A 25,366-nucleotide genomic window follows, 5' to 3' on the forward strand; every position below is an offset into this window, starting at 1 on the left:
GCGGCCTTACATGCGGAAGACGCCGAAGCGGGTCGCTTCGACAGGCGCGTTGAGCGAGGCGGAGAGGGCGAGGCCGAGTACGTCGCGGGTCTGCGCCGGGTCGATCACGCCGTCGTCCCACAGTCGTGCGCTGGAATAGTAGGGATGCCCCTGGCGCTCGTACTGTTCGAGGATCGGTGCCTTGATCTTCGCCTCTTCCTCGGCGGACAGCGCGTTGCCGGCGCGTTCGGCCTGCTCGCGCTTGACCTGGGCGAGCACGCCGGCGGCCTGCTCGCCGCCCATCACGCCGATCCGCGCGTTGGGCCACATCCACAGGAAGCGTGGGTCGTAGGCGCGGCCGCACATGCCGTAGTTACCGGCGCCGAAGCTGCCGCCGATGATCACGGTGAACTTCGGTACCTGGGCGCAGGCCACGGCGGTGACCAGCTTGGCGCCGTGCTTGGCGATGCCGCCGGCCTCGTACTTCTGGCCGACCATGAAGCCGGTGATGTTCTGCAGGAACACCAGCGGGATGCCGCGCTGGCAGGCCAGTTCGATGAAGTGCGCGCCTTTCTGCGCGGCCTCGGCGAAGAGGATGCCGTTGTTGGCGAGGATCGCCACTGGGTAGCCGTGCAAGTGGGCGAAGCCGCACACCAGGGTGGTGCCGAACAGCGCCTTGAACTCGTCGAATTCGCTACCGTCGACCAGGCGCGCGATGATCTCGCGCACGTCGAAAGGCTGCTTGCTGTCCACCGGGATCACCCCGTACAGCTCGTCGCTGGCGTACAGCGGGACGCGCGGGGCGCGGGTGTTGAGCTGGCCCTGCTTGGTCCAGTTGAGATTGGCGATGCAGCGGCGGGCGATGGCCAGCGCGTGCTCGTCGTCCTCGGCGTAGTGGTCGGCCACGCCGGAGGTCTTGCAGTGCACATCGGCGCCGCCCAGGTCCTCGGCGCTCACCACCTCACCGGTCGCGGCCTTCACCAGCGGCGGGCCGGCAAGGAAGATGGTGGCCTGGTTGCGCACCATGATGGTCTCGTCGCTCATCGCCGGCACGTAGGCGCCGCCGGCGGTGCAGGAGCCCATCACCACGGCGATCTGCGGAATGCCCTGGGCGCTCATGTTGGCCTGGTTGAAGAAGATCCGGCCAAAGTGTTCGCGGTCGGGGAAGACTTCGTCCTGGCGCGGCAGGTTGGCGCCGCCGGAGTCCACCAGGTAGATGCACGGCAGGCGGTTCTGCTGGGCGATGGTCTGGGCGCGCAGGTGCTTCTTCACGGTCAGCGGGTAGTAGCTGCCGCCTTTCACCGTGGCGTCGTTGCCGACGATCATGCACTCCACGCCTTCCACCCGGCCGATGCCGGCGACCACGCCGGCGGCGGCGACGTCTTCGCCGTACACGTCATGGGCGGCGAGGGCGGAGACTTCGAGGAAAGGGGAGCCGGCGTCGAGCAGGCGATTGATGCGTTCGCGCACCAAGAGCTTGCCGCGCGCGGTGTGCTTGGCCTGGGCGGCGGCGCCGCCGCCTTCATGGACGCGGCCGAGGACGGCGCGTAGGTCCTGGACGTTCTCCAGCATGGTCGCGGCGTTGGCGGCGTATTCCGGGGAACGGGTGTTGAGTTGGGTGCCGAGGATGGTCATGGCGTCTCCACGTGCGAAGGGCAGGTAGGATGGGTGGAGCCTGCGATACCCATCGCAGGTCGAGCCGATGGGTATCGCTTCGCTCCACCCATCCTACGAATCGGCGAGTCGGGATTAGCGAGTCTCGTTGAAAAGCTCGCGGCCGATCAGCATGCGGCGGATTTCGCTGGTGCCGGCACCGATCTCGTAGAGCTTGGCGTCGCGCAGCAGGCGGCCGGTGGGGAACTCGTTGATGTAGCCGTTGCCGCCGAGGATCTGGATGGCGTCCAGGGCCATTTGCGTGGCGCGCTCGGCGGTGTAGAGGATCACCCCGGCGGCGTCCTTGCGGGTGGTCTCGCCACGGTCGCAGGCCAGGGCCACAGCGTACAGATACGCGCGGCTGGCGTTGAGCTGGGTGTACATGTCGGCGACCTTGCCCTGGATCAGCTGGAACTCGCCGATGCTCTGGCCGAACTGCTTGCGGTCGTGGATGTAGGGGACGATCACGTCCATGCAGGCCTGCATGATGCCGATCGGGCCGCCGGCCAGTACCACGCGCTCGTAGTCCAGGCCGCTCATCAGCACCTTCACGCCGCCGTTGACGGCGCCCAGCACGTTCTCTTCCGGCACTTCCACGTCATCGAAGAACAGCTCGCAGGTGTTCGAGCCGCGCATGCCCAGCTTGTCGAACTTGCTGCCACGGCTGAAGCCTTTCCAGTCGCGCTCGACGATGAATGCGGTGATGCCGTGGGCGCCTTTCTCCGGCTCGGTCTTGGCGTAGATCACGTAGGTGTTGGCGTCCGGGCCGTTGGTGATCCAGGTCTTGCTGCCATTGAGGACGAAGCGGTCGCCGCGCTTTTCGGCGCGCAGCTTCATCGACACCACATCAGAGCCGGCGTTGGGCTCGCTCATGGCCAGCGCGCCGATGTGCTCTCCGCTGATCAGCTTGGGCAGGTACTTGGCTTTCTGCTCGGCGTTGCCGTTGCGCTTGATCTGGTTGACGCACAGGTTGGAGTGCGCGCCGTAGGACAGGCCGACCGACGCCGAGCCACGGCTGATCTCCTCGATGGCGATGACGTGGGCCAGGTAGCCCATGTTGGCGCCACCGTATTCCTCCGCGACGGTGATGCCGAGCAGGCCCATGTCGCCGAACTTCTTCCACATGTCCATGGGGAACAGGTTGTCGGCGTCGATCTGCGCGGCGCGCGGGGCGAGTTCGCTGGCGACGAAGCCCTGCACTTGCTCGCGCAGCATGTCGATGGTTTCGCCGAGGCCGAAGTTGAGGGAGGGGTAGCTCATGGGATCACCTGTACTTGTATTTATATGCGGATGAGGGAGCGGCAGGGCGGCGAGGTCAGCTCGTGGCGCGCTGCTTGCGGGGTTTGTCAGTCTCGGCCATGGCCGCCAGGCAGCGCTCCTCGGCCGTGTCCAGTTCCAGTTTCATCTGCTCGATGTCGAGCAACTGTTGCTCAAGCTGCGCGCGGCGCGCGGTGATCTTGTCGAGGAAGGTCTGCAACTGCCGGGTGTTGCCACTGCTGGGGTCGTAGAGGTCGATCAGCTCCTTGCACTCGGCCAGCGAGAAGCCGATACGCTTGCCGCGCAGGATCAGCTTCAGGGCCACCAGGTCCTTCGCGCTGTAGACACGCTCCTGCCCGCGGCGCTCGGGGCTGAGCATTTCCTGCTCTTCATAGAAGCGGATGGCGCGGGTGGTGACGTCCAGTTCGCGGGCAAGCTCGGAGATGGTGTAGGTCGTGGCCATGGGAATGCTCTTGCTAGGTCGTTTACCTTTACGTTAACGTAAACCTGCCTTGAGTCACTGTCAACACAACTCGATGGCGGCGCAGCAAGCGAGTGAGAAGGGGGAGTGGCGCGGGAATTGCCTGCTGCTCCCTACTAGACTTTCCTACCGGGGGCTTCCCCTTTACTGACGCCGTCTGCGGGTGTACACAGCCCTGACCAGCCTGCGAGTTCCGCGCCCGACCTCCCTGAAATGGGGCGCGGAACCTACCGGAGCGATGCATGACTACAAGAACAATAAGCAGCGACCTGCTGCGTGAAGCCCACCTGGCCCGTGAACGCCTGCAACAGGAAGGTGAAGTCCCCAGCGGCGTGCTCCGCGAGGAAATCGACGCCTCCTGGCGGCGCAGCGTCGGCCATGGCCTGGACTGTGCCAGCGGCACCGAGCACGGCCTCGACACGCGCGTCAAACCCGACGTGCTGCTGGCCGGCAACCGCCTGCTGCTCGACGCCGCCACCCCCGAGCTCGACTACCTGCAACAGCGCCAGGGCCACGACGGCGTGATCATCCTGGCCAACGCCGACGCCACCATCCTCTCCGTCGAGGGCGCCCGCGAGCGCATGCAGAGCAAGGGACTGGCCGACATCGTCCAGGGCGCCTGCTGGAGCGAGGCGTCCCGCGGCACCAACGCCCTGGGCACCGCGCTGGTGGAAAAACGCGCCACGCAGATCGACTGCGGCGAACACTTCCTCGACCGCCTGAGCCGCTTCTCCTGCACCTCGGTACCCATCGAAGGGCCACAAGGCACGTTGCTCGGCGTGCTCGACATGACCCGCGAAGGACCGCTTTCCGGCCCGCGCGAAAGCCTCTCGCTGCTCAGCCTCGCGGTGTTCCAGATCGAGGCGCGGCTGTTCGCCGTCAGCCATCCGGGGCAGGTGGTGATCGCCTTCCATTACCGCCGCCAGTACCTGGATTCCGCCTGGCAGGGTCTGCTGGCGCTGGGCCTCGACGGCAAGGTGCTGGCCGTCAGCGGCCAGGCCTGCCAACTGCTCGGTGCCCACCGCGAAAGCCTGGTGGGCCGGCGCAGCGAAGACCTTCTCGGCCTGCGCGGCGACCAGCTGCTCGGCCGTCTCTACCAGGGCGGTGTCGGCAGCCTGCAGACGCCCAAGGGTGAGCTTTTCTACAAGACGCTCCAGGCACCGCTGCGCAGCCACGCGGTGCCGGTCAGCGCCCGCGCGCCACGCCCGGCCGCCGGTCCCGAACTCGAAGCCCTGGCCGGCAGTCACCCGCGTTACGCCCGTGCCCTGCGCATGGCGCGCCAGGGGCTTGTGAACGAACTCCCCGTGCTGCTGCTGGGTGAAACCGGCAGCGGCAAGGAAGTGGTGGCCCGCGCCCTGCACCAGGCCAGCGCGCGCAGCGACAAGCCCTTTGTCGCGGTGAACTGCGCGGCGATTCCCGAAGGCCTGATCGAGTCCGAGCTGTTCGGCTACCGCGACGGCGCCTTCACCGGCTCGCGGCGTGGTGGCATGGTCGGCCGGTTGCAGCAGGCCCACGGCGGCACGCTGTTCCTCGACGAGATCGGCGATATGCCGCTGGCCCTGCAAGCGCGCCTGCTGCGCGTGCTGCAGGAGCGCAAGGTGGCGCCCTTGGGGGCCGGCGAGGAACAGGACATCGACGTCGCGCTGATCTGCGCCACCCACCGCGACCTCAAGCGCCTGGTGGAAGAAAAGCACTTCCGCGAAGACCTCTACTACCGCGTCAACGGCATCAGCGTGAAGCTGCCGGCGCTGCGCGAGCGCGACGACCTCGCCGAACTGGCTAGCGGCCTGCTTGCGCGCCTCGGTGCGCCCAAGGTGAAACTTTCCGCCGAACTGCTCGGCCTGCTGCGCGAGTACCACTGGCCGGGCAACATCCGCCAGCTGGAGATGGTCCTGCGCACGGCGCTGGCCATGCGCGAGGAAGGCGAGGAGGAACTGAACCTCGACCACCTGCCGGACAGCACTCTGGACGAACTCGCCGCCGGCGAGCGTCCGCAGAGCGGCAGCATCCGCGAGAACGAACTGGAGCTGATCCGCCAGGCGCTGGAGCGCCACCAGGGCAACGTCTCCGCGGCTGCCGACGCGCTGGGTATCAGTCGCGCCACGCTGTACCGCAAGCTCAAGCAACTCAAGGTGGGCTGATGTTCTTCACCCGCCTTATCGAGAGCGACGACCCTCAGGCGCTCAAGGCCTCGCTGCGCTGGTTGTACGGCTTCGTGCGTCCGCACAAGGCCGCTATCGCCGGCCTGCTGGGGTTGTCGTTCTGCGCCTCGCTGCTGGTGCTGGCGCAGCCGTGGCTGACCAAGACGCTGATCGATGACGGCCTGCTGGCGAAGGACTTCCCGGTGCTGGTGATGGTGGCTGGGGCGATGATCGTCGTCGGACTGGTCGGCACGGCGTTGTCCGGCCTGAACCGCTACCTGCACACTCGCCTGTCCGGGCGCATCCTGTTCTCCCTGCGCGACGCGCTGTACCGCCACCTGCAGACCCTGTCGCCGAGCTTCTTCGGCCGCCGCCGCATCGGCGACCTGATGTCCCGGCTCGATGGTGACGTCGCCGAGATCCAGCGCTTCGCCGTGGACTCGCTGTTCTCCGCCGTCTCCAGCGTGATCGGCCTGGTTGGCGCGCTGGTGCTGTTGCTCACCCTGTCGTGGAAACTCTCGCTGCTGGTGGCGCTGCTGATCCCGCTGGACGTGCTCTGGCTACGCTGGATGCGGCGCAAGGTGGAGCGCGAGGCGCGCGGCCTGCGCGAGCGTTCGGCGGACCTTTCGTCGTTCTTCGTCGAGACGTTGCCGGCAATGAAGTTCATCCAGTCTGCCGGCCAGCAGAACCGCGAAGCCGGGCGCCTGGAAGGGCTGGGCCAGGGCTACCTGGGCCAGCTGCTGCGCCTGCAGCTCACCGAATTCTTCACCCAGGCGGTGCCCGGCACGCTGATGTCGCTGTCCCGCGCTTGTGCCTTCCTGGTCGGCGGTTACTGGGTGGTGCAGGGGACCTGGCAGCTGGGTTCGCTGATTGCCTTTTCCACCTACCTGGGCATGGCCATCGGGCCGGTGCAGAGCCTGCTCGGCCTGTACGTCGCGCTGCAGCGCATGACGGTCAGCCTCGGCCGGGTGATGGAGCTGCGCGGCGAGGAAGCGACCATCGTTTCGCCCACCGCGCCACGACCGATGCCGTCGGTGGGTGAGCTGCGCCTGGAAAACCTGCATTACGCCTGGCCGGGCCGCGCGCAGCCGGTCCTGCAAGCTGTACAGGCGGTGATTCCCGCCGGCCTCAAGGTCGCGCTGAGTGGCCCCTCGGGCGTTGGCAAGAGCACGCTGATCGACCTGCTGCAACGTTTCTACGACCCCGACCAGGGACGCATCCTGCTGGACGGCGTGGACCTGCGCGAACTTGACCTGCAAGCCCTGCGTCGGCGCGTGGCGGTGGTCAGCCAGGACATCGTGCTGTTCCGTGGCAGCCTGGCCGACAACCTGGCCTACAGCGCGCCCGAGTCGAGCCGCGAGGCCATCGAGAAGGCCGCCCGCGCGGCGCAGCTCGGCAGCCTGATCGCCAGCCTGCCCGAAGGCCTCGACAGCCCGCTGGGCGAGCGCGGCCAGCAGCTTTCCGGTGGGCAGAAGCAACGCATCGCCATCGCCCGCGCGCTGTTGCAGGACCCACTGATCCTGGTGCTCGACGAGGCTACGTCGCAGGTGGACGAGAGCACCGAGCGCGAGGTGATCGCGGCCATCGACCAGTTGTTCGCCGGGCGCACGCGCCTGCTGATCAGCCACCGTACTTCGACCCTGGCCGCTGCAGACCTGCACCTGGAATTGCAGGATGGGCAGATGCGTGTGCGCGAGGCTCAGCCGGTGCAGCGTCATGAGGCCTGAGCTGCGCGTTGGGGTGGTCGATAGTGGTTTCGCTGAGTCCCAGTCCGCGAGCGTCAGCGGTGCGCGACGCTTCTTCCTCACCGACGACGGCCATGCCGAGGGTGATTCGTTGGCGGATGCACTGGGCCACGGCAGCGTCGTCTGCGAAGCGATTCTTTCCCATGTGCCCGGTGCCCGTCTTTGCGTCGCCCAGGTCTTCGATGAGCGTGGCGTGACCAGCCCGCTGCAAATAGCTGCCGCGCTGCATTGGCTGGGCGAGCAGGGCGTACGGGTGATCAACCTGAGCCTGGGCGTGCGACAGGATCGCCCCATCCTGCGTGAGGCCGTGGCGGAGCTGATCGAAGCCGGCGTGCTGGTTTGCGCGTCCAGCCCGGCGCGGGGTGAGCCTGTGTTTCCGGCGAGCTATCCGGGGGTGATCCGGGTGACGGGCGATGCGCGTTGCGGCGAAGGAGAGTGGTCCTGGCTGGACAGCCCGCAGGCGGATTTCGGCGCGGCGGTGACCGTTGCTGGGCGCTCCGGTGCAAGCCTGGGCTGCGCGGCCTTCAGTAGCCATCTGGCGGCGCTGCTGGTCGAGCGGCCGAAACTTTCGAATGTGCAGCTCGTCGAGGTGATGCGCGAGAAGGCGGCTTTCCGGGGGATCGAGCGGAAGGTGAGTTTGTGAGTGGAGGTCGAGCACAGTTCCCTCTCCCCAGCCCTCTCCCTGAAGGGAGAGGGAGCTGTTCGGCGCTGCTGGAGGTACGCAGTTTTCCTGTTGCTCAGCAATGCTCAGCCGAACGCCAATCTTCCCAACCGCTCCGGACAGTCCCCTCTCCCTTCAGGGAGAGGGTTAGGGAGAGGGTATTCGGAGCATGAATAAACTCCCGATCCTGATCCTCGGCTCCGGCCCCGCCGGAGCCGCCGTCGCGCTCGGTCTGCGTCGCCTGGGGCATCCGGTCATCGTGATCAGCGAATGGCGCCGCTTCGCCGCCGTCGAAGGTGTTTCCCAACGCGTGCTCGAAGGCCTTCGCAATGCCGGTCTGAGCCGTGCGCTGGAGTGTGCCGCGCCGCCCTCGCAACGTCGGGTGCACTGGAACGGTGTGGAAAGCGCGCAGAATATCGAATGCGTCCTCGACCGCCCACGCTTCGATGCAGGACTGCGCGAGGACCTGCGGCAAGCCGGCGTCGAACTGATCGAAGCCCAGGTGCTGGGCGTGGCGGAAGATGGCTCCGGCTGGCGCGTGAAACTCGAAAACGGCCGGGAAGTGCAGGGCGTCTTTCTGGTCGAGGCCCGTGGCCGGCAGGCGCCGCTGAACCAGAAGGGCATGAAGGCCAGGCGCGGCCCGGAAACCCTCAGCCTGCTGAACCGCTGGCAGGGCGAACCCGGCCCCTTGGCAACGGCAGTGGAGAGCCTGGCCGATGGCTGGGCGTGGATGGCGCGGCTGGAGGATGGGCGCTGCTACTGGCAGCTCACCCTGGATGTCGCCAGCAGCCAACTGCCGCCCCGCGAGCAACTGCCGGACTACTGCCGCGAGCGCCGCAGCACGTCGAAGCTGGTCCGGCAATTCTTCGGTGATGCCAGGGAGTGCGAACTGGACCTGCACGCCCGCAGCAGTACGGCGATCGTCTGCCTGGAAGCCTGTGGCAACAACTGGATTCGCGTGGGTGATGCGGCGATGGCGGTGGACCCGTTGTCGGGCAATGGCATCTTCCAGTCGCTGTCCTCGGCCTTGCAGGCGCCGCTGGTGGTCAACACGTTGCTGCGCGCGCCGGAGCGGGCGGAACTGGCCCGACGCTTCCACCAGCAGCGGGTCGAGCAGCTGTTCCTGCGTTTCGCCCGCGTCGGCCGCGACTTCTATGCCAGCGAAACACACTGGGCCGACCAGCCGTTCTGGCAGGCGCGCCGCGCCTGGCCGGATGAGCAGCCGAGCCACATGCCGGCGGACTTCGCCAGCCTGCGCATCGAGCGCGCGCCCGTGCTTAACGGCGAGTTCGTCGACGAAGCGGAAGTAGTAGTCAGCGCCGACCAGCCGCTGGGCATCTGGCATCTGAATGGCCTGGAGCTGGCGCCCTGGCTGCGGCGGCTGCGCGTGGAGCCGGAGGCGCAGGTGCTGGCGGACTTGCCGCCGGAGCGCCGCCGGGTCTTCCAGGGCTGGCTGCTGTCCCAGGGCTATCGCCCGCAGCTTTAACCACTTCACGGATTTTCGAGGCTGCGTCGGGCGATGATGTGCGGCTGCCCGATGGAGAATCCCATGGCCTTCCTGCGATCCGCCTTTGCCCTGTCGCTGATCCTGCTGACGCTCTTCGATACCTCGCTCGCGGCTTCGACGTCGGTGGCCGACACCGCCAGCGCGGAGCGCTTCGTGCGCCAGCTGTATGCCAGCTACTCGCCGGACGGTCCGGGCGTGCCGAACCCGTCGCTGAAGGAAGAGGACGTCTACGATGCCTCGCTGATCGCGCTGATGAAGGCTGACCAGGATGCCGCCGACGGTGAACTGGGCTACCTGGGTGGCGATCCGCTGTGCGATTGCCAGGACTGGGGCGATATCAAGGTGAAGTCGCTGGAGTTTGCTCCGGTGGACGACGAGCGAATCAAGGCACGGGTGGTGCTCAAGGATGCCCTGACGGGGGAGGACCGTGACCTTGGCCTGTTGCTGCATCGCACGGCCGGGGGCTGGCTGGTCGAAGACTGCTTCAATGAGCAGGGCAGCCTGGCCGAGAACCTGCGGCATAGCACCCGGGAGCTGTTGCAGTTGAAGAAGAACGCGGCCAAACCCTGATTCAACCTGCAGGCGCGTCTCAAGTTCTTGTAGGGCGCATAACACGCAAGCGTTATCCGCCGCAGGATGCACCGGCGCATAACCTGTTCCAGGTTATGCGCCCTACGGCCTGAGTCCGGGCTCGATTCTGTTCGCGAGCAGGCACGGCGCATTGCCGATGAAAAAGGCCCCGCTACCGCTTGGCGATAGAGGGGCCTTCTGCTTTCAGAACGACTTACTTGCGGTCGATCCACACGGTCTGCGGGTTGGTGAACTCGCGCAGGCCGAAGTGCGACAGCTCGCGACCGAAGCCGCTCTTCTTCACGCCGCCGATCGGTACGCGGGGATCGGAGGCGGAGAAGCCGTTGATGAACACGCCACCGCTGACCAGGCGACGGGCCATGTGCTGGGCCTTGGCCTTGTCGGCGCTCCAGATCGCGCCGGAGAGGCCGAACTCGCTGTCGTTGGCCAGCTCCAGGGCATGCTCGGCGTCACGGGCGACGATCAGCGAAGCGACAGGGCCGAAGATTTCCTTCTTGAACGCGGTGTTGCCCGGCTTCACGTTGGCCAGCACGGTCGGAGCATAGTAGTTGCCTTCGCCTTCGAGCTTGTGGCCGCCCAGCAGCAGGGTCGCGCCATCGGCGATGGCCTGCTGTACCTGGCCGTCCAGTTCGTCACGCAGGTCGAAGCGGGCCATGGGGCCGACGAAGGTGTCGTCCGCCAGCGGGTCGCCGATCTTCAGTGCCTTGACGGCGGCCAGCAGTTTCTCGGTGAAGGCCGGGGCGATGGATGCTTCGAGGATCATGCGCTTGGCGGCGATGCACACCTGGCCACAGTTGCCGAAGCGGCTGGCGACGGCGGCTTTCACGGCGGCATCGAGGTCGGCGTCGGCGAGCACGATGAAGGCGTCGGAACCGCCCAGTTCGAGGACGCACTTCTTCAGCGCGGCACCGGCCTGGGAGGCGATGGCGGCGCCGGCGCCGACACTGCCGGTCACGGCGATGGAAGCGATGCGGTCATCGGCGATGGCCTTGGAGACCAGCGGCGGCTCGACGTTCAGCACCTCGAACACGCCTTCCGGTAGGCCGGCCTGCAGCCAGGCGTCGCGCAGCTGATAGGCGCAGCCCATGACGTTGGGCGCGTGCTTGAGCACGTAGGTGTTGCCGCCCAGGATAATGCTCACCGCGCCACGCATGACCTGCCAGGTGGGGAAGTTCCAAGGCATCACGGCCAGGACCGGGCCCAGCGGCAGGTAGGAGATGTACGCGCCTTCGATGCTGGTCTTCTCGTCTTCGAGCATGGCCGGGCCGTTGTCGGCGTACCACTCGCAGAGGTTGGCGCACTTGTTGATTTCGCCACGGGCCTGGGTGACCGGCATGCCCATTTCCTGGGCTTCCATGCGGGCCATCGGCTCGACGTTGGCGCGCAGCACTTCGGCCATCTTGCGCAGCACGGCGACACGCTCGGCGATGCTGGTGTCGCGCCATTGGCGGAACGCGGCATCGGTACGGGCCAGCGAGGTTTCCAGCTGGGCGGCGTCTTCGAAGCTGTAGCGGGCCAGTTCCTGGCCGGTGGCGGGGCTGCGGGAGATGGCAGCGGGGATGGCGGCAATCTGGTTCATGGTGAGTCCTGCTTGTTCTGTGTAAGGGCGCAAGGCCGGTCGTTCGTCCGGGCGGGTGGCTCCGGGATGGCGCAGAAATTAAGATGTGCATTCATTCATGTAAAATGAATAATCAAGAAAGACTCTTTCTCTCGGAGAGAATGATGGACCTGACCCAGCTGGAAATCGTCCGCGCTGTCGCCCACGAGGGCAGCATCACCGCCGCCGCGGCCCGTCTGCATCGCGTGCCTTCGAACCTGACCACGCGGATCAAGCAGCTGGAAGCGGAGCTGGGTACCGAGCTGTTCCTCCGCGAAAAGCTGCGCCTCCGTCTGTCGCCTACGGGCCGCAGCTTCCTCGATTACGCCGAGCGCATCCTCGATCTGGTGGAGGAAGCCCGGCAGGTGGCGGTGGGGGCCGAGCCCCATGGCGGCTTCTCCCTGGGCTCGATGGAGAGTACGGCGGCAGTGCGTATCCCGGAGATGCTCGCGCGTTACCACCAGCAGTGCCCGAAGGTGCAGCTGGACCTTTCCACCGGCCCTTCGGGCGAGATGATCGACGGGGTGCTCTCCGGCCGTTTCATCGCCGCCTTCGCCGACGGCCCGGCCAACCACCCGCAACTGGACGGCCAGCCGGTGTACCGCGAGGAGCTGGTGCTGATGAGCGCCAGGCACCATGCGCCGGTGCATGACGCGCGGGACGTGGCCGGGGAGACGGTGTTCGCCTTCCGCGATACCTGTTCCTACCGCAAGCGCCTGGAAGGCTGGTTCGCCGAGCACCGCGTGGTGCCGGGCAAGATCGTCGAGATGGAGTCCTACCACGGCATGCTCGCCTGCATCGCGGCGGGTGGCGGTGTGGCGATCATCCCGCGGGCGATGTTCGACAGCCTGGCCGGCGGTCGCAACGTGGCGATCCACCGCCTGGCACCGCAGCATGCCGACGCGACGACCTGGCTGTTCTGGCGGCGTGGCACCGATACGCCGGCGTTGCGGGCATTTATCGGACTACTGGACGGGTCCCTGCCTGAGGCTGAAGTGGCCTGAACACGGGGCTTTGCGGGCGCTGTTTCGGCGGCATTACGTAACGCCATCGAGACAGCGGTTAAAAAATCACCAGGGCCTCTTGCAGCGGCTTTGCGCTGCGCTAACGTGAATTTCTCTGTCCGTCGTGCGAAGGCGGAAAACGCCCTTCGCGGCAGGGCGTTTTCCCCGCTGGCCTTCTGCCCGGAGCGCATGATGGAGACACGCAGCAAGAGACGACGCGCCAATGCGTTGCAGATCACCCTGATGGGCGCCGGGCTGATGCTCTTCGCCCTGGTCCTGGCGGTCGCCCTGGTCAGCCTGTGGCCGCAGTCCTATCCAAAATTCCCACCCGCTGGCGCGGTCGGCGACCCTGGCGTGCAATGCCTGATCGGTTGGTGCCCGGGGCCGGATGCGCGGTTGCTGGTGATGGTCATGGTTGCCGGCGCGCTGGGCAGTTTCGTCCATGTCGCGAAGTCGTTCGGCGACTTCGTTGGCAACGACCGCTTCATGGCCAGCTGGATCTGGTGATACCTGCTCAAGCCGTGCATCGGCATGGCATTGGCGCTGCTGCTCTATCTGATCGTGCGTGCGGTGTTCCTGGCAGTGAATGCCGCGAGCGACCCGGCCAGCGTCAACCTCTACGGGCTGATGGCCATGGCCGGGTTGGTGGGGATGGCGTCCAAGCAGGGCACCGACAAGTTCGCCGTCCTCCTCGATGCGCTGTTCCGCACTCGCCATCCTGCTGGTGACGCGCGGCGCAAGGATCCACTGGAAAACCCCCTGGCGGTCATTACCGAAGCGCAGCCGCCGGTTCTCGACGCCCAGTCGCTCTACGTCACCCTGCGCGGCAAGGGGTTCAGTCGAGGAGCGCGGGTGCAGGTGAATGGGCGGGAGCGCGAGACGTCGCTGGCCGACAGCTCGCGCCTGGCCTTCCAGCTGTTGCCCGAGGATGTGGCCGTTGGCGGCGTCCTGACCGTGGTGGTGGTCAATCCGCCACCGGGAGGCGGGCCTTCCGCGTCACTGATGCTGGAGGTGAGCGCACCGCCCGAGGCCGAAGCGGAATCAGTGCCGCCCCATGCTGATCCGGTGGCCATGGTGGTGGCCTCGGCCGAAGAAGACTCGGCGGTGGCGCTGCACTGAACCGGCCTTTGGGCGGCGCAAACGAAAAAGGCCCCGCAAGGGGCCTTTTCATGAGCATCGGACAGATCGTCAGGCGCTGCTGTTCACCGTCTCGCGCTTCACCGTTTTGGCGGCGGGCGCGTGGTGCTCATCGTGGTCGTGATCGTCGCCGACCACCTGGACCTCGTTGCCTTCGGCGTCGTACAGCTTGCCGTTCTGGAAGTAGTCGCCTTCGTTCAGCGCGGCAATGTCGCGGTAGCGCAGAGTGCGTTCCTCGGCGGCGACGAACACCGACTGCTGGTTGGAGTTGCCGGTCTTGAGGTGGTTGAACAGCAGGTTGAGACCGATGGCCATGATCGCCGCCGAGCTGATGCCCGAGTGGAAGATGGTGGCGAACCAGCTGGGGAAGTGCTCGTAGAAGCTGGGAGCGGCGATCGGGATCATGCCGAAGCCGATGGAGGTGGCGACGATGATCAGGTTCATGTTGTTGCGGTAGTCCACCTTGGACAGGGTGCGGATACCGCTGGCCGCCACGGTGCCGAACAGCACCACGCCGGCACCACCGAGCACGGAGGAGGGTACTGCGGCGATCACCCGGCCCATCACCGGCAGCAGGCCGAGGGTCACCAGGATCAGGCCGCCGGTGGCGACCACATAGCGGCTCTTCACGCCGGTCACGGCCACCAGGCCGACGTTCTGGGCGAAGGCGCTTTGGGTGAAGGAGCCGAAGATCGGTGCCAGGATGCTCGACGCCATGTCTGCGCGCAGACCGTTGCCCAGGCGCTTGGAGTCGACCTTGGTGCCGATGATCTCACCGACGGCGAGGATGTCCGCCGAGGTTTCCACCAGGGTCACCATGATCACGATCAGCATCGAGAGGATCGCGGCGACGTGGAAGGTCGGCATGCCGAAATGGAAGATCGCCGGGAAGGCCACCATCGGGCCTTCGGCCACGCGGGAGAAGTCGGTCATCCCCAGGGCGGCGGCGATCAGGGTGCCGATCACCATGGCCAGCAGGATCGACAGGCGCGAGATGGATGCGCTGCCCAGCTTGCTCAGCAGCAGGACGATCACCAGGGTGAGGGCGGCGAGACCGATGTTGGCCATGCTGCCGAATTCCGCTGCCTTGGGATTGCCACCCATGGCCCAGCGCGCTGCCACCGGCATCAGTGTGAGGCCGATGGTGGTGATGACGATGCCGGTAACCAGTGGCGGGAAGAACTTGGTGATGCGCGAGAAGATCGGCGTGATCAGGAAACCGATGAACGAGGCTGCCATTACCGCACCGAGCACGGCGTTCAGGCCGCCGCCTTCATAGCCGCCGCCGAGGATGGCGATCATGGTGGCGACACCGGCGAAGGATACGCCCTGCACCAGCGGCATCTGCGAGCCGAAGAAGGGGATGCCGAGGGTCTGCAGCAGGGTGGCGAGGCCACCGGCGAAGAGCGAGGCGGCGATCAGCAGGCCGATCTCGCTGGGGGAGAGCCCGGCCGCCTGGCCGAGGATCAGGGGCACGGCGACGATACCGCCGTACATGGTCAGAACGTGTTGCAGGCCGTACGCCAGGTTGGCGCCGATTCCGAGGTTCTCGTCTTCCGGGCGTGCTCCGGCGGACGCTACAGCTGAACGATCATTCATGGCTGAGGACTCGCTTGTTTTTGTTGTGCGGCCACTGTAGACAAAGTTCGTGGGAAATATCCACTGTTTTGTATACATGTTTATGGCCGATGGTCCGGAATCTGACCGGTCGGTTATGTGTTTTCTCAGGTTCGATAGCTCTGCAATCGGCGTTCTGCATGAAATCCTGACTCGGTGTGCCTTGCACGAAATGTGTGCATGTTTGAATCCAAAAGCACCAGTTGGCTGCATGCAAAGCTCCGAAAGGTTCTTGCCGGCCCGCTGTACACAGGTCATCGCAAATTGCGGGCCAGCGCTGTGAGGTGATGGCGGTGCTCCCCTGCCGAGGCCGGGCCTGCTATAACCGTCCGCCTCGCTCTTCGCCGGATTTCGCATAGAGATGGCCCTTCCGCCGCTGCACAGTTTCAGGGTGTTCGAAAGCGTGGCCCGCCTGGGCAGCCTGGCGGCGGCCGCCGTCGAGCTGCACGTCACCACGGGCGCGGTCAGCCAGCAGGTGAAGGCGCTGCAGGCCAGCCTGGGGGTGGAACTGTTCGAGAAACGCGGTCGCCAGCTGGTGCTGACCGCCGGTGGACGGGAGCTGCAGCAGCGCGTGGCCCGTGCCATGGGTGAGATCACCGAGGCCGTCCAGGCCTTGCAGACGGGCCTCAGGCTGGAAGAGGAACGGGTGGAAATCTGTCTGTCGATCCCGCCGGCCGAAGGCGTGGAGTGGCTGACCCGGCCGCTGCTGCGCTTCATGGAGGAGTCGCGTTCGGTGCGGGTGAGCGTGATCACCGCGCCGGGCATGCCGCAGGTGGACTGGCGCCGCGCCGACGTGGCGGTGATCTACGGCACGCCGCCGTGGCCGGGTGTCTGGTGGCGCCTGCTGCACGGTATCCGTATGACGCCGGTGTGCAGCCCGCAGTACCTGCGCGGGCCGCTGGCCATCGGCGAGGCCGCTGACCTGGCGCGGCACCGGTTGCTGCATGAGGACGATGGTAGCCAGTGGCAGCAATGGTTGGCCGAGGCTGGCCACTATCGAGGGGGCGCCGAGGACATCCATTTCGAGGATTTCGGCATGGTCCTGCAGGCGGCGCGCGATGGTTTCGGCGTGGCGCTCAGCGATGAGACGGTGTCACAGCGCGATCTCGACGAAGGGCGGCTGGTGCGCCCGTTGCCGATCTCGGTAGCGGCGGTGCACAACTACTACGTGGTCTGCCCAGAGGCGAAACGCGAACGCCCGGAGGTCCGGGCGTTCATCGAGTGGTTGCTGTCGGTGGGTGAGTAGTTCGCAGCCCGGGAGCGCTGCGGGTTGGGTGAGCCTGCAAAAAGGCGGACTGAGCGCGGGTTTCAGTACCCGTACCCGCGCCCATCGGTGAACTGGATGTCGGTCAGGATGCTGATGTCCTTCTCCACCTTGTACAGCTCCGAGCTCTTGATCAGCTCCGGATCGCTGAAGGCTTCGCCCTTCGCGCGACCGGCCTGGATCTGCTGCATCTTGTCGCGAACCGCGACGACGTCGGCATAGGTCATCGCGGGCACCTTGCTCGGGTCCTCGTCGGCGTGGGCGCCGTAGAGCGTGGTCTGCGGGTTGATCACCTTCAGGGTACTGTCCAGCGAAGCGACATAGTCCTTGAGGTTCCCTGCCAGCAGCCAGGACGGATAGAGGTGGTCGCCGGAGAGCAGGATGTTGTGCGCCTCGTCGTACAGCGCGACTTCGTCCGGCGTGTGGCCGGGCATGCTCAGCAGGCGCAGCTTCAGGCCGCCCAGGTCGATCACCTCGTCGGGCTTCACCAGTCGCGAAACCTTGAAGGGTGCGAGGGTCATGTGGTCGATGTTGCCCAGATAGACCGGTTCGGGCACCTGGTAGAGACCGTCGGCGCGACGGAATCTGGCGGTGAAGGGCGTATCCACCAGGTAGATGCTCTGGAAGTTGTGCAGCCCGCCCAGGTGGTCGAAGTGCAGGTGCGAGGGCAGTACCGAAAGCGGTTTATCGGTGATCTGGCGGGCGACCTGGGTGATGTCTTCCTTCTGGTTGGCGCCGGAATCGAACATGAGCGCCTGCTGCGAACCCACCAGCAGGTACGAATAGTTCTTCTGGTAGTAGTTCGGCTCGCCGATGGCGTAGAGGAAGTCCGTCAGCTTGTGTACGACGAAGGCCGGGCTTGCAGCTTTGGGCACTTGCGCAGCGGTCGCGGCGAAGGGCGCGCCGAGGAGGGTGGTGGAAGCCAGGGCCAGGACTTTGATCAGCGTGCGCATGGGGCGCGAACCTCTTTCTCGTTGTGGTCGGTGGGCGTTGGCGGCGGGTTGTCCGCCTGGTCATCTCACCGCTGACAAGGGCGCACTTCAATGCACGTTTTTTGCGGCCCGACAGTTCAGTTCAACTAAAGCCTGGCGGGATTAGCGAAGCTGATTTGTGCGGTTCTGCATAAGCAGGGCTAATTATTCATTCGGGGATTTCATGGCAGCGATGACGCCATGTCGGTAGAACTGTGCGGGTCGGGCGCGCTGTTCGTGCCCCATTCCCACTGTTTCCGGAGCTATTCCAATGAAGTCCAGATGGACCACCTTGCTTTGCCTGCTCAATACCCTTTCCGTCGCCTGGGGCGACTACAACAAGCGCAATTTCGTCCGCCGTTGAGGCGGGCAACCCGAGAGTCCGCATCACCCTGTTTCGCCGTACACCAAGGAAATCGCCATGCAACCCGTCACACCTCACATCGATCCTGCCATTGCTTCCATCGCCCCCGGCTTTCGTGCCCTGAGCATCACCCTGGAAGCGGCGCCGATCCTTCATCCGGAAGTGGCGGAGCAGGCCCTGCAGCGGGCCTGCGCGGCACTCCAGGCGAGCGAGCCGGCCTGGGCCGATGCGCACCTGGCGGCCTGGGCCGAGGTGTTCCGCCGCTTCGGCGCCAAGCCCCAGCGCACGCCCTGTTCGGCGGAGGCGCTGCGCAAGCGCGCGCTGCGTGACGGCAGCCTGCCGAGCATCGATCCGGTGGTGGACCTGTACAACGCCATCAGCGTGCAGTTCGCGATTCCTGTCGGTGGGGAAAACCTCGCCGCCTACGTCGGCACGCCCAGCCTGACGATTGCCGGGGGCAGCGAAGCCTTCGACACGATGAAGGACGGCGCACCGGCCCATGAGTCTCCCGATGCCGGCGAGGTCATCTGGCGCGACGAGATTGGCGTTACCTGCCGGCGCTGGAACTGGCGGCAGGGTGTGCGCACCCGCCTGGACGCAGAGGCTCAGCGTATGTGGTTCATCCTCGAAAGCCTGCCGGAGATGCCGCTGAAGGCCCTGCACGAGGCGGGCGACCAATTGGTTGCCGGGTTGCAGGCGATGATGCCGGGGGCGAGGGCCGAGGTGCTGCTGGTGGAGTGCAGGGCCTGAGCCGTCACTTCGCGAGGCTTTCCAGGTAAGCGCAGAACATATCCGCCATGGCTCCGCTGAAGGCCTCGATCTCTTCCGAGCTGCGCGGGCTTTCCGAGAACTGCTTGCCCACCGAGCCGAGTGTCGTGGTGATCAGTTCGCGGGCGAGTGTGCGTTGCGATTCGCTGGTGAGTGGCAGGACCTGGGCAATGAACGCGTGGAAAATCCCCGCGCCGGCGGCCTTGGCCTCTCGGGCCTCGGGCGCGTCGCGGTAGAGCGGAGCCGCATCGCTCAGGGCGATGCGCATGCGCGCCTCCTCGCACTCGGAGCGGATGAAGGCGTGCACGAGGTTACGCAGGCGCTGCAGCGGCGGCTGGCTTTCATCGACTAGCAGGCCGCGCAGCATCTCGGTGGTCTGTCGCCACTCATCGCTCTGCAGACGGAACAGGATCGCGGCCTTGTTCGGGAAGTACTGGTACAGCGAGCCCACACTGACCCCGGCACGCTCGGCGACCCGCGCGGTGGTGAAACGCTGGGCGCCTTCCTTCTCCAGAACCTGAACAGCGGCGTCGAGAATGGCCGTCACCAGGTCGTTGGAACGGGCCTGTTTCGGTTCCTTGCGTGTGGAAATACGCGGGCTGCGGCGTTCGCTCATGGCTGGCTCCGGCAATGCGAATAGTAAAACCTGACGAAAAGATCGCATTCTAGTCGGGCGCTGTTTCGCACTCAAATTCCACACGGGAAACCCACCATGACGACCCTCACTTCCGCCCCCGTGGCGCCCCTGTTGCAACACCTGTTCGAGGAGGCCGACGCGGCTTCTCCGCAGTCCAGCCCGGCCTTCGCCAACCTCGACCAGGCCGCGCTGACACGCCTGATGCAGAGCAAGACGCAGTACCGCGAACTCTATGGCCAGCTCAAGGACCAGCCGCTGCCTGTCTCGCGGGAGACTGGTGCGCTGCTGTACATGCTGGCGCGTGGCATCGGCGCGAAGCACATTGTCGAGTTCGGCACTTCGTTCGGCATCTCCACCCTGCATCTGGCGGCAGCACTGCGCGACAACGGCGGCGGCCGGTTGATCACCAGCGAGTTCGAACCTTCGAAAGTGGCGCGGGCGCACGCCAACCTGGTGGCCGGCGGTGTCGCCGACCTGGTAGAGATCCGCCAGGGCGACGCGCTGCAGACCCTGGCCCACGATCTGCCCGAACGCATCGACCTGCTGCTGCTCGATGGCGCCAAGTCCCTCTACCCGGACATTCTTGCCCTGGTGGAAAGTCGCCTGCGCCCCGGTGCGATGATCATCGCGGACAACGCCGATTACTGCCCGGAGTACCTTGCCGAAGTGAGACTGCCGGGCGGGCGCTACCTGTCGATTCCCTTCGCCGACGATGTGGAGTTGTCCATGCGCCTGGGTTGAAGCTGCGGTGGCTACAGCGTCGGCTGGGCCACCGGCGCATGCCGCGCCATCAGCTCGACGACCCAGTCGATGAACACCCGCAGCTTGGCACTGACGTGGCGATTGGGTGGGAAGGCCAGGTACAGCGGCATGCTCGGCATGCTCCAGTCGCCGAACAGCTCCACCAGTTCGCCGCGCGCCAGGGCGTCCAATGCCATGTAGCGCGGCAACCAGAGTACGCCCATGCCGGCAATTCCTGCGGCCAGGTAGGCGTTGCCGTCGTCCACCGTCAGCACCGGACGACCGTGGACCTGGACATTCTCGCCGTCCTTCTCCAGGGCGTAGGAAAGCGGTTTGCCGGTGCGCGCCCAGAGGTAGCCGACGATGCGTTGCTGGCCGTCTTCCAGGTCGCGCGGATGTCGGGGCACGCCGACGCGCCGCAGGTAGGCGGGCGCCGCGAAGACGCCCAGGGCCAGGTCGCCAACCTTGCGAGCCATCAGTGACAGGTCAGTGAGTTCGCCGCCGCGCACCACGCAGTCGACGTTCTCGTCGATCAGGTCGATCATTCGATCACTGACGCCCAGGTCGATCTGGATGTCCGGATAGCGCTCATGGAAGTCGGGCAGGGCAGGGATCAGCAGCAGACGTGCCAACGGGCTGGGTACGTCCACCCGCAGGCGTCCGCGCGGCACCGCGGCAGCGCTGGAGAGGCTGGTCTCGGCGTCATCCATGTCCGCCAGCAGACGCACCACGCGCTCGTAGTACGCAGCGCCATCAGCGGTAAGGTTGAGCTTGCGCGTGGTGCGGTTGAGCAGGCGCACGCGCAGCCGCGCTTCCAGTTGCTGGATCAGCTGGGTGACGCTGGTGCGGCTCATGTGCAGGGTGTCGGCGGCCTTGGTGAAGCTGCCGGTTTGCACCACGCGGGCGAAGGCTTGCATCGCATCGAAACGGTCCATGGCGGCTCCGGCTGGACCCTTGAAAGGGCGCTGAGAAAGGGCTGATTGTTTGGATTCTACAAACAATGTTGGCCAGTGTTGCCCGATTATCGCCGTCACTACGCACCGTAACCTGCCTCCATCGTTGAACCCCTCGATGGAGCAAGCAGATGACGACTCGTGACGTGGTATTCCCCGCCGGCCGCCAGGCCCTTTATGAACGCAACCGCTATTCCCCGGCCATCCGCAGCAACGGCCTGCTGTTCGTCTCCGGTCAGGTGGGCAGTCGCGAGGACGGCTCGCCCGAGCTGGGGCTCGACGCCCAGGTGCGACGCGCCTTCACTAACCTCAATGCGATCCTGGCCGCCGCCGGCTGCACCTTCGAGGACGTGATGGACGTGACGATCTTCATGGTCGACCCCCAGGCGAATTTCGAGCGTGCCTGGCAGGTCGCCGCCGACTATTGGGGCGCCGCCCCCTATCCGACGGTGACGGCGGTGGGCGTAACCTGGCTGTACGGCTTCGATTTCGAAATCAAGGTGATCGCGCGCCTGCCGCCGCACTGAAACGTAGCGCTGAGCCGCAGGGCAGGGCGGCGAGACGGGGCGGCCGGGTTTCTTTACCATGCCGTCCTGTTTCGTTCTGCCAGGAATTCTCCATGACTGCCCCGACCTTCCGCACCGCCATCCCCGCCGACACCGACCGCTGCTTCGAGATCGAAACCACCGCTTATGAAGGCGACGAGGCAGCCACCCGCGAGAAGATCGCCACGCGCATCGCGCACTATCCCGAAGGCTTCCTGATCATGGAGCTGGACGGCGAGATCATCGGCTTCATCAACAGCGGCTGTGCGTTCGAGGTGGTGATGTCCGACGAGGCGTTCAAGGAACTCGTCGGTCATGACGCGGCAGCGCCCAACGTGGTGATCATGTCGGTGGTGATCGACCCGGCGCAGCAGGGCAAGGGCTACGCCTCGCTGATGATGCGCACTTTCATCGAACGCATGAGCGGCCTGGGCAAGCGCACCATCCACCTGATGTGCAAGGATCGCCACGTGCCGTTGTACGAGCGCATGGGCTATCGCTATGTGAAGCCGTCGGCGTCGGACCACGGCGGCATGGCGTGGCACGAGATGGTGATGGAGCTGGCTGGCGCCTGATCGCTCAGCGTTCCGGCCGGTCGTTCACCCGGTCGCGGGTGGCGCGCTCGGCCAGCAGGTCGAAGGAGTCCGGCAGCAGGGCGGTTTCGCCCTGTTCGTCGAGCAACTGACGGAACACCAGGTGGTCCGGGAAGCTGCGGCTGATCAGGGTGAGCAGCTCAGTGCCGCGGTCGGTCAGTTCGAAGTTGTTGCCGGTGCCGCCATGCTCGCGCGGACGCTGGCGGATATAGCCGTTCCTGAGCAGATCACCCTCCAGGTCACCGGCAACCCTTTTCAGATGGTCCACGCTGCTGTTCAGCGGCTCGCCCTGCAGACGGTGCTGTTCGGCGACTTCCTCGCCGCACTCGCGGGCCTTGTAGGGTTGGTCGGCGCATTCCTGGGCGCGCAGCAGCAGACGTTCGATCAGGTCCCAGTCATAGCTCATGGCATGTCCTCCGGGGTTGGAAAGACGGGGGCTTCCTGATTTGCGACCCGGCCGGGCGGGGAGGGTTCGAACTTCCTGCGAAGCGGCGTGCAACCATCAATACCGTCGAGTCTCACTATCGATGCAATCGAGTGGTGCGCAGGCCGTGCGCGGCGGACTATCTGTCCCAAGAGAAGGTTGAACCGACGCAGGGACAGAAACGATGAACACAGCGCGCCCCACACTCAATCGAATGGCCGCCCGGATCGCCCTTGGCCCGCTGGTACTGGCCGTGGCCAGCCTGACCGGCTGTGCAGCGACCTGCGAAACCCAACTGAGCTGGGACAGCCTCGGCGGCACTACTACCCAGGACAGCAGCGCTTACCTGAACTGTATCGACGGCAGGCTTACCCCCGGCACCGCTACCTTCGTCAGCGACAGCGGTACTACTCGGCAGTTGCTCACTGGCAGCGCCGATCCGCTGCTGGCCAGCGGCATCGTGCAGGTGACCCCGATCACTGGCGGCAACCACTTCAGCGCCTACCAGCGCAGCGCCTGGCAGGACAAAGGCGAGCTGCTGGATGCCGCCTACCAGTGTTCGCAGCACAGCTAATGATCTGATTCATCTTCGGGCCGGCCGCTTCCCCCAGCGACCCGCCCAGCGCCGGCAGGCGGCGAATGGCCTGCGTCAGTGTCTGCCATCGGGCTTTCGCTGAATCACTCTCCAGGGGCGCTCCCCCCAGCGCCCACATATCGCCCATCGAGCCCCCACTCGATGGGCGTTTTTTTTAATTTACGACTGTTGTGTATTCTGATCGGGCATGCCAGTGTGTGCGCCCTGGCGGCTGTATTCGCCTTTCCGTGCCCAGGATGCGCATCCGGTTTGTCCGCCGGGCGCTGAACGCCGCCGCCGGCCGACGGTAAACTCACTCCCGTCGCGTAACAGAAGTACAAGAGAATCGAGATGAACACGCATTTTCCGACTTGCGCTGTCTGGGTCCGTCGCGACGCAGACCTGCCCTTTCCCACCAACCTTCAGCCGACGGTGAAAGCATGATCGAGGTAACCGAAGTTTCCATTGCGCAGCTGCGTGAAGCCCTGGAGTCGGGCCGCACCACCGCGGTTGAACTGGTCAAGGCCTACCTCGCGCGCATCGACGCCTACGATGGTCCGACCCAGCTCAACGCCGTGGTCGTGCGCAACACCGAGGCCCTGAAGGAAGCCGAAGCCTCCGACGCCCGCCGCGCCCGTGGCGAGACCCTCGGCCCGCTGGACGGCATCCCCTACACCGCCAAGGACAGCTACCTGGTCAAGGGCCTGACCGCCGCCTCCGGCAGCCCGGCCTTCAAGGACTTGGTTGCGTACCGCGACGCCTTCACCGTCGAGCGCCTGCGCGCCGGCGGCGCCATCTGCCTGGGCAAGACCAACATGCCGCCCATGGCCAACGGTGGCATGCAGCGCGGCGTCTACGGCCGCGCAGAAAGCCCGTACAACCGCAAGTTCCTCACCGCGCCCTTCGCCTCCGGCTCCTCCAACGGTGCCGGCACCGCGACCGCCGCGAGCTTCTCGGCCTTCGGCCTGGCGGAAGAAACCTGGTCCAGCGGTCGCGGCCCGGCCTCGAACAATGGCCTGTGCGCCTACACCCCATCCCGTGGCGTGATCTCGGTACGCGGCAACTGGCCGCTGACCCCGACCATGGACGTGGTGGTGCCGTACGCCCGCACCATGGCTGATCTGCTGGAAGTGCTCGACGTGGTCGTCGCCGAAGACAGCGACAAGCGTGGCGACCTCTGGCGCCTGCAGCCGTGGGTGCCGATCCCGGCCGTGAGCGACGTGCGCCCGTCGTCCTACCTGGACCTCGCCGCCGGCCCCGAAGCGCTCAAGGGCAAGCGCCTGGGCGTGCCGCGCATGTTCATCAACAAGGACGAACTGGCCGGCACCAGCGAGAAGCCCGGCATCGGCGGTCCGACTGGCCAGCGCATCAACACCCGCGCCTCGGTCATCGACCTCTGGGAACAGGCCCGCAAGGCCCTGGAAGCCGCTGGCGCCGAAGTCGTCGAAGTGGACTTCCCGCTGGTCTCCAACTGCGAGGGTGACCGCCCTGGCGCACCGACCGTATTCAACCGTGGCTTCGTCACCGAGCAGTTCATGCATGACGAATTGTGGGAACTGTCCGGCTGGGGCTTCGACGATTTCCTCCGCGCCAACGGCGACCCCAAGCTGAACAAGCTGGCCGACGTCGATGGTCCGCAGATCTTCCCGCACGATCCGGGCACCCTGCCCAACCGCGAGGACGACCTGGTCGCCGGCATGGACGAGTACGTCAACATGGCCAAGCGCGGCCTGAAGAGCTGGGACCAGATCGAGAGCCTGCCCGACGGCCTGCGTGGCCTGGAAAAGACCCGCAAGCTCGACCTGGAAGACTGGATGGACGAGCTGAAGCTGGACGCCGTGCTGTTCCCCACCGTGGCCGACGTCGGTCCGGCGGATGCCGACGTGAACCCTGAGTCGGCCGACATCGCCTGGAGCAACGGCATCTGGGTCGCCAACGGCAACCTGGCGATCCGTCACCTGGGCGTGCCGACCGTTACCGTGCCGATGGGTGTGATGGCCGACATCGGCATGCCGGTGGGCCTGACCTTTGCCGGTCGCGCCTACGACGACTCGGCGCTGCTGCGCTTCGCCGCCGCCTTCGAGGCCACCGGTTCCAAGCGCCTGGTGCCGCCGAGCACGCCGCCGCTGGGCTGATCGGCTCGTCGCTTCACGTCGTATAAG

The 25,366-nt window shown here is 66.0% G+C and carries 24 protein-coding genes; 15 read left to right on the forward strand and 9 right to left on the reverse strand.

Annotation, left to right across the window (positions count from 1 at the left end; genetic code table 11):
* Positions 1-6 precede the first annotated feature (6 nt).
* The 3 genes from ACKI1H_RS16065 to ACKI1H_RS16075 all read right to left on the reverse strand — a co-directional run bounded on the left by ACKI1H_RS16065 (position 7) and on the right by ACKI1H_RS16075 (position 3,352).
* Positions 7-1,614 (reverse strand): carboxyl transferase domain-containing protein, encoded by a 1,608-nt coding sequence (locus ACKI1H_RS16065; RefSeq protein WP_440465569.1) that lies wholly within the window; start codon positions 1,612-1,614, stop codon positions 7-9.
* Between the two features lie 114 nt (positions 1,615-1,728).
* On the reverse strand, positions 1,729-2,892 hold the full coding sequence (locus ACKI1H_RS16070) for an isovaleryl-CoA dehydrogenase (protein ID WP_440465570.1): 1,164 nt from the start codon (positions 2,890-2,892) through the stop codon (positions 1,729-1,731).
* Positions 2,893-2,947: 55 nt separating this feature from the next.
* Positions 2,948-3,352, reverse strand: coding sequence for a MerR family transcriptional regulator (locus ACKI1H_RS16075; protein ID WP_138526200.1), 405 nt, complete (start codon positions 3,350-3,352; stop codon positions 2,948-2,950).
* 260 nt (positions 3,353-3,612) lie between these two features.
* On the opposite strand from ACKI1H_RS16075, the gene ACKI1H_RS16080 reads away from it, so the two are divergent.
* The 5 genes from ACKI1H_RS16080 (at position 3,613) to ACKI1H_RS16100 (ending at position 9,994) form a co-directional block, all read left to right on the forward strand.
* The gene (locus ACKI1H_RS16080) at positions 3,613-5,511 is read left to right on the forward strand and encodes a sigma-54-dependent Fis family transcriptional regulator (protein ID WP_138526199.1); all 1,899 of its coding nucleotides are present in this window, start codon (positions 3,613-3,615) and stop codon (positions 5,509-5,511) included.
* Positions 5,511-7,238: an ABC transporter ATP-binding protein gene (locus tag ACKI1H_RS16085; RefSeq protein WP_440465571.1), complete on the forward strand. Its 1,728-nt coding sequence runs from the start codon at positions 5,511-5,513 to the stop codon at positions 7,236-7,238. The genes ACKI1H_RS16080 and ACKI1H_RS16085 overlap by 1 nt, the downstream gene beginning before the upstream one ends.
* A complete protein-coding gene (gene qhpE, locus ACKI1H_RS16090; RefSeq protein ID WP_440465572.1) occupies positions 7,228-7,899 on the forward strand; it encodes a subtilisin-like serine protease QhpE in 672 nt (223 codons plus the stop codon). Before ACKI1H_RS16085 ends, qhpE begins: the two co-directional genes overlap by 11 nt.
* Positions 7,900-8,086: 187 nt before the next feature.
* The gene (qhpG, locus tag ACKI1H_RS16095) at positions 8,087-9,403 is read left to right on the forward strand and encodes a flavin-dependent monooxygenase QhpG (protein WP_440465573.1); all 1,317 of its coding nucleotides are present in this window, start codon (positions 8,087-8,089) and stop codon (positions 9,401-9,403) included.
* A 63-nt stretch (positions 9,404-9,466) separates the two neighbouring features.
* A complete protein-coding gene (locus tag ACKI1H_RS16100) occupies positions 9,467-9,994 on the forward strand; it encodes a DUF3828 domain-containing protein (RefSeq protein ID WP_440465574.1) in 528 nt (175 codons plus the stop codon).
* 214 nt (positions 9,995-10,208) lie between these two features.
* On the opposite strand, the gene ACKI1H_RS16105 is transcribed toward ACKI1H_RS16100, so the two are convergent.
* Positions 10,209-11,594, reverse strand: a complete 1,386-nt coding sequence (locus tag ACKI1H_RS16105; protein ID WP_440465575.1) for an NAD-dependent succinate-semialdehyde dehydrogenase — start codon at positions 11,592-11,594, stop codon at positions 10,209-10,211.
* Positions 11,595-11,737: 143 nt separating this feature from the next.
* Here ACKI1H_RS16105 and ptrR point away from each other — a divergent pair, with 143 nt between their 5' ends.
* The 3 genes from ptrR to ACKI1H_RS16120 all read left to right on the forward strand — a co-directional run bounded on the left by ptrR (position 11,738) and on the right by ACKI1H_RS16120 (position 13,735).
* Entirely contained in the window at positions 11,738-12,616 is an 879-nt protein-coding gene (gene ptrR, locus ACKI1H_RS16110; protein ID WP_440465576.1) for a putrescine utilization regulator PtrR, read from the forward strand.
* Positions 12,617-12,808: 192 nt separating this feature from the next.
* Entirely contained in the window at positions 12,809-13,123 is a 315-nt protein-coding gene (locus tag ACKI1H_RS16115) for a hypothetical protein (RefSeq protein ID WP_440465577.1), read from the forward strand.
* A 24-nt stretch (positions 13,124-13,147) separates the two neighbouring features.
* Positions 13,148-13,735 (forward strand): hypothetical protein, encoded by a 588-nt coding sequence (locus ACKI1H_RS16120; protein WP_440465578.1) that lies wholly within the window; start codon positions 13,148-13,150, stop codon positions 13,733-13,735.
* 69 nt (positions 13,736-13,804) lie between these two features.
* Here the strand turns inward: ACKI1H_RS16120 and ACKI1H_RS16125 are convergent, their stop codons facing one another.
* Entirely contained in the window at positions 13,805-15,352 is a 1,548-nt protein-coding gene (locus ACKI1H_RS16125; protein ID WP_138526191.1) for a nucleobase:cation symporter-2 family protein, read from the reverse strand.
* 379 nt (positions 15,353-15,731) lie between these two features.
* Between ACKI1H_RS16125 and ACKI1H_RS16130 the strand changes: the two genes are divergently transcribed.
* Positions 15,732-16,616 (forward strand): LysR substrate-binding domain-containing protein, encoded by an 885-nt coding sequence (locus ACKI1H_RS16130; protein ID WP_440465579.1) that lies wholly within the window; start codon positions 15,732-15,734, stop codon positions 16,614-16,616.
* Between the two features lie 62 nt (positions 16,617-16,678).
* On the opposite strand, the gene ACKI1H_RS16135 is transcribed toward ACKI1H_RS16130, so the two are convergent.
* Positions 16,679-17,587, reverse strand: coding sequence for an MBL fold metallo-hydrolase (locus ACKI1H_RS16135; protein ID WP_440465580.1), 909 nt, complete (start codon positions 17,585-17,587; stop codon positions 16,679-16,681).
* Between the two features lie 439 nt (positions 17,588-18,026).
* On the opposite strand from ACKI1H_RS16135, the gene ACKI1H_RS16140 reads away from it, so the two are divergent.
* Entirely contained in the window at positions 18,027-18,719 is a 693-nt protein-coding gene (locus tag ACKI1H_RS16140; protein ID WP_440465581.1) for a B3/B4 domain-containing protein, read from the forward strand.
* A 4-nt stretch (positions 18,720-18,723) separates the two neighbouring features.
* Here the strand turns inward: ACKI1H_RS16140 and ACKI1H_RS16145 are convergent, their stop codons facing one another.
* Complete coding sequence (locus ACKI1H_RS16145; protein ID WP_138526187.1) at positions 18,724-19,353, reverse strand: TetR family transcriptional regulator; 630 nt, start codon at positions 19,351-19,353, stop codon at positions 18,724-18,726.
* A gap of 96 nt (positions 19,354-19,449) precedes the next feature.
* Here ACKI1H_RS16145 and ACKI1H_RS16150 point away from each other — a divergent pair, with 96 nt between their 5' ends.
* Positions 19,450-20,115 carry an O-methyltransferase gene (locus ACKI1H_RS16150; RefSeq protein ID WP_440465582.1) on the forward strand — a complete coding sequence of 222 codons (666 nt, stop codon included), beginning with the start codon at positions 19,450-19,452 and terminating at the stop codon, positions 20,113-20,115.
* An 11-nt stretch (positions 20,116-20,126) separates the two neighbouring features.
* Here ACKI1H_RS16150 and ACKI1H_RS16155 read toward each other — a convergent pair whose 3' ends face one another.
* Positions 20,127-21,050: a LysR family transcriptional regulator gene (locus ACKI1H_RS16155; RefSeq protein ID WP_440465583.1), complete on the reverse strand. Its 924-nt coding sequence runs from the start codon at positions 21,048-21,050 to the stop codon at positions 20,127-20,129.
* Between the two features lie 149 nt (positions 21,051-21,199).
* On the opposite strand from ACKI1H_RS16155, the gene ACKI1H_RS16160 reads away from it, so the two are divergent.
* Both ACKI1H_RS16160 and ACKI1H_RS16165 read left to right on the forward strand, forming a co-directional pair.
* The gene (locus ACKI1H_RS16160) at positions 21,200-21,595 is read left to right on the forward strand and encodes a RidA family protein (protein WP_440465584.1); all 396 of its coding nucleotides are present in this window, start codon (positions 21,200-21,202) and stop codon (positions 21,593-21,595) included.
* A gap of 92 nt (positions 21,596-21,687) precedes the next feature.
* The gene (locus ACKI1H_RS16165; protein WP_440465585.1) at positions 21,688-22,188 is read left to right on the forward strand and encodes a GNAT family N-acetyltransferase; all 501 of its coding nucleotides are present in this window, start codon (positions 21,688-21,690) and stop codon (positions 22,186-22,188) included.
* A gap of 4 nt (positions 22,189-22,192) precedes the next feature.
* Here the strand turns inward: ACKI1H_RS16165 and ACKI1H_RS16170 are convergent, their stop codons facing one another.
* Positions 22,193-22,612: a transcriptional regulator gene (locus tag ACKI1H_RS16170; RefSeq protein WP_138526182.1), complete on the reverse strand. Its 420-nt coding sequence runs from the start codon at positions 22,610-22,612 to the stop codon at positions 22,193-22,195.
* A 202-nt stretch (positions 22,613-22,814) separates the two neighbouring features.
* On the opposite strand from ACKI1H_RS16170, the gene ACKI1H_RS16175 reads away from it, so the two are divergent.
* The gene (locus ACKI1H_RS16175; protein WP_440465586.1) at positions 22,815-23,204 is read left to right on the forward strand and encodes a hypothetical protein; all 390 of its coding nucleotides are present in this window, start codon (positions 22,815-22,817) and stop codon (positions 23,202-23,204) included.
* A gap of 440 nt (positions 23,205-23,644) precedes the next feature.
* Positions 23,645-25,339 (forward strand): amidase, encoded by a 1,695-nt coding sequence (locus tag ACKI1H_RS16180; protein ID WP_440465587.1) that lies wholly within the window; start codon positions 23,645-23,647, stop codon positions 25,337-25,339.
* The last annotated feature ends 27 nt before the right edge of the window (positions 25,340-25,366 follow it).

This window comes from Pseudomonas sp. YH-1, assembly GCF_051990045.1.
In the GTDB taxonomy this organism is placed as follows: Bacteria; Pseudomonadota; Gammaproteobacteria; order Pseudomonadales; family Pseudomonadaceae; genus Pseudomonas; species Pseudomonas nicosulfuronedens.

What these genes read in the sequence shown, in the direction of transcription:
- ACKI1H_RS16070 (WP_440465570.1), bottom strand. Translation starts at nt 2,892, where the DNA reads ATGAGCTACCCCTCCCTCAACTTCGGCCTCGGCGAAACCATCGACATG.
- ACKI1H_RS16075 (WP_138526200.1), bottom strand. Translation starts at nt 3,352, where the DNA reads ATGGCCACGACCTACACCATCTCCGAGCTTGCCCGCGAACTGGACGTC.
- ACKI1H_RS16175 (WP_440465586.1), top strand. Translation starts at nt 22,815, where the DNA reads ATGAACACAGCGCGCCCCACACTCAATCGAATGGCCGCCCGGATCGCC.
- ACKI1H_RS16130 (WP_440465579.1), top strand. Translation starts at nt 15,732, where the DNA reads ATGGCCCTTCCGCCGCTGCACAGTTTCAGGGTGTTCGAAAGCGTGGCC.
- ACKI1H_RS16125 (WP_138526191.1), bottom strand. Translation starts at nt 15,352, where the DNA reads ATGAATGATCGTTCAGCTGTAGCGTCCGCCGGAGCACGCCCGGAAGAC.
- ACKI1H_RS16135 (WP_440465580.1), bottom strand. Translation starts at nt 17,587, where the DNA reads ATGCGCACGCTGATCAAAGTCCTGGCCCTGGCTTCCACCACCCTCCTC.
- ACKI1H_RS16115 (WP_440465577.1), top strand. Translation starts at nt 12,809, where the DNA reads ATGGAGACACGCAGCAAGAGACGACGCGCCAATGCGTTGCAGATCACC.
- qhpG (WP_440465573.1), top strand. Translation starts at nt 8,087, where the DNA reads ATGAATAAACTCCCGATCCTGATCCTCGGCTCCGGCCCCGCCGGAGCC.
- ACKI1H_RS16160 (WP_440465584.1), top strand. Translation starts at nt 21,200, where the DNA reads ATGACGACTCGTGACGTGGTATTCCCCGCCGGCCGCCAGGCCCTTTAT.
- ACKI1H_RS16170 (WP_138526182.1), bottom strand. Translation starts at nt 22,612, where the DNA reads ATGAGCTATGACTGGGACCTGATCGAACGTCTGCTGCTGCGCGCCCAG.
- ACKI1H_RS16105 (WP_440465575.1), bottom strand. Translation starts at nt 11,594, where the DNA reads ATGAACCAGATTGCCGCCATCCCCGCTGCCATCTCCCGCAGCCCCGCC.
- ACKI1H_RS16120 (WP_440465578.1), top strand. Translation starts at nt 13,148, where the DNA reads ATGGCATTGGCGCTGCTGCTCTATCTGATCGTGCGTGCGGTGTTCCTG.
- ACKI1H_RS16140 (WP_440465581.1), top strand. Translation starts at nt 18,027, where the DNA reads ATGCAACCCGTCACACCTCACATCGATCCTGCCATTGCTTCCATCGCC.
- ACKI1H_RS16065 (WP_440465569.1), bottom strand. Translation starts at nt 1,614, where the DNA reads ATGACCATCCTCGGCACCCAACTCAACACCCGTTCCCCGGAATACGCC.
- ACKI1H_RS16100 (WP_440465574.1), top strand. Translation starts at nt 9,467, where the DNA reads ATGGCCTTCCTGCGATCCGCCTTTGCCCTGTCGCTGATCCTGCTGACG.
- qhpE (WP_440465572.1), top strand. Translation starts at nt 7,228, where the DNA reads ATGAGGCCTGAGCTGCGCGTTGGGGTGGTCGATAGTGGTTTCGCTGAG.
- ACKI1H_RS16085 (WP_440465571.1), top strand. Translation starts at nt 5,511, where the DNA reads ATGTTCTTCACCCGCCTTATCGAGAGCGACGACCCTCAGGCGCTCAAG.
- ACKI1H_RS16145 (WP_138526187.1), bottom strand. Translation starts at nt 19,353, where the DNA reads ATGAGCGAACGCCGCAGCCCGCGTATTTCCACACGCAAGGAACCGAAA.
- ACKI1H_RS16150 (WP_440465582.1), top strand. Translation starts at nt 19,450, where the DNA reads ATGACGACCCTCACTTCCGCCCCCGTGGCGCCCCTGTTGCAACACCTG.
- ACKI1H_RS16180 (WP_440465587.1), top strand. Translation starts at nt 23,645, where the DNA reads ATGATCGAGGTAACCGAAGTTTCCATTGCGCAGCTGCGTGAAGCCCTG.
- ACKI1H_RS16155 (WP_440465583.1), bottom strand. Translation starts at nt 21,050, where the DNA reads ATGGACCGTTTCGATGCGATGCAAGCCTTCGCCCGCGTGGTGCAAACC.
- ptrR (WP_440465576.1), top strand. Translation starts at nt 11,738, where the DNA reads ATGGACCTGACCCAGCTGGAAATCGTCCGCGCTGTCGCCCACGAGGGC.
- ACKI1H_RS16165 (WP_440465585.1), top strand. Translation starts at nt 21,688, where the DNA reads ATGACTGCCCCGACCTTCCGCACCGCCATCCCCGCCGACACCGACCGC.
- ACKI1H_RS16080 (WP_138526199.1), top strand. Translation starts at nt 3,613, where the DNA reads ATGACTACAAGAACAATAAGCAGCGACCTGCTGCGTGAAGCCCACCTG.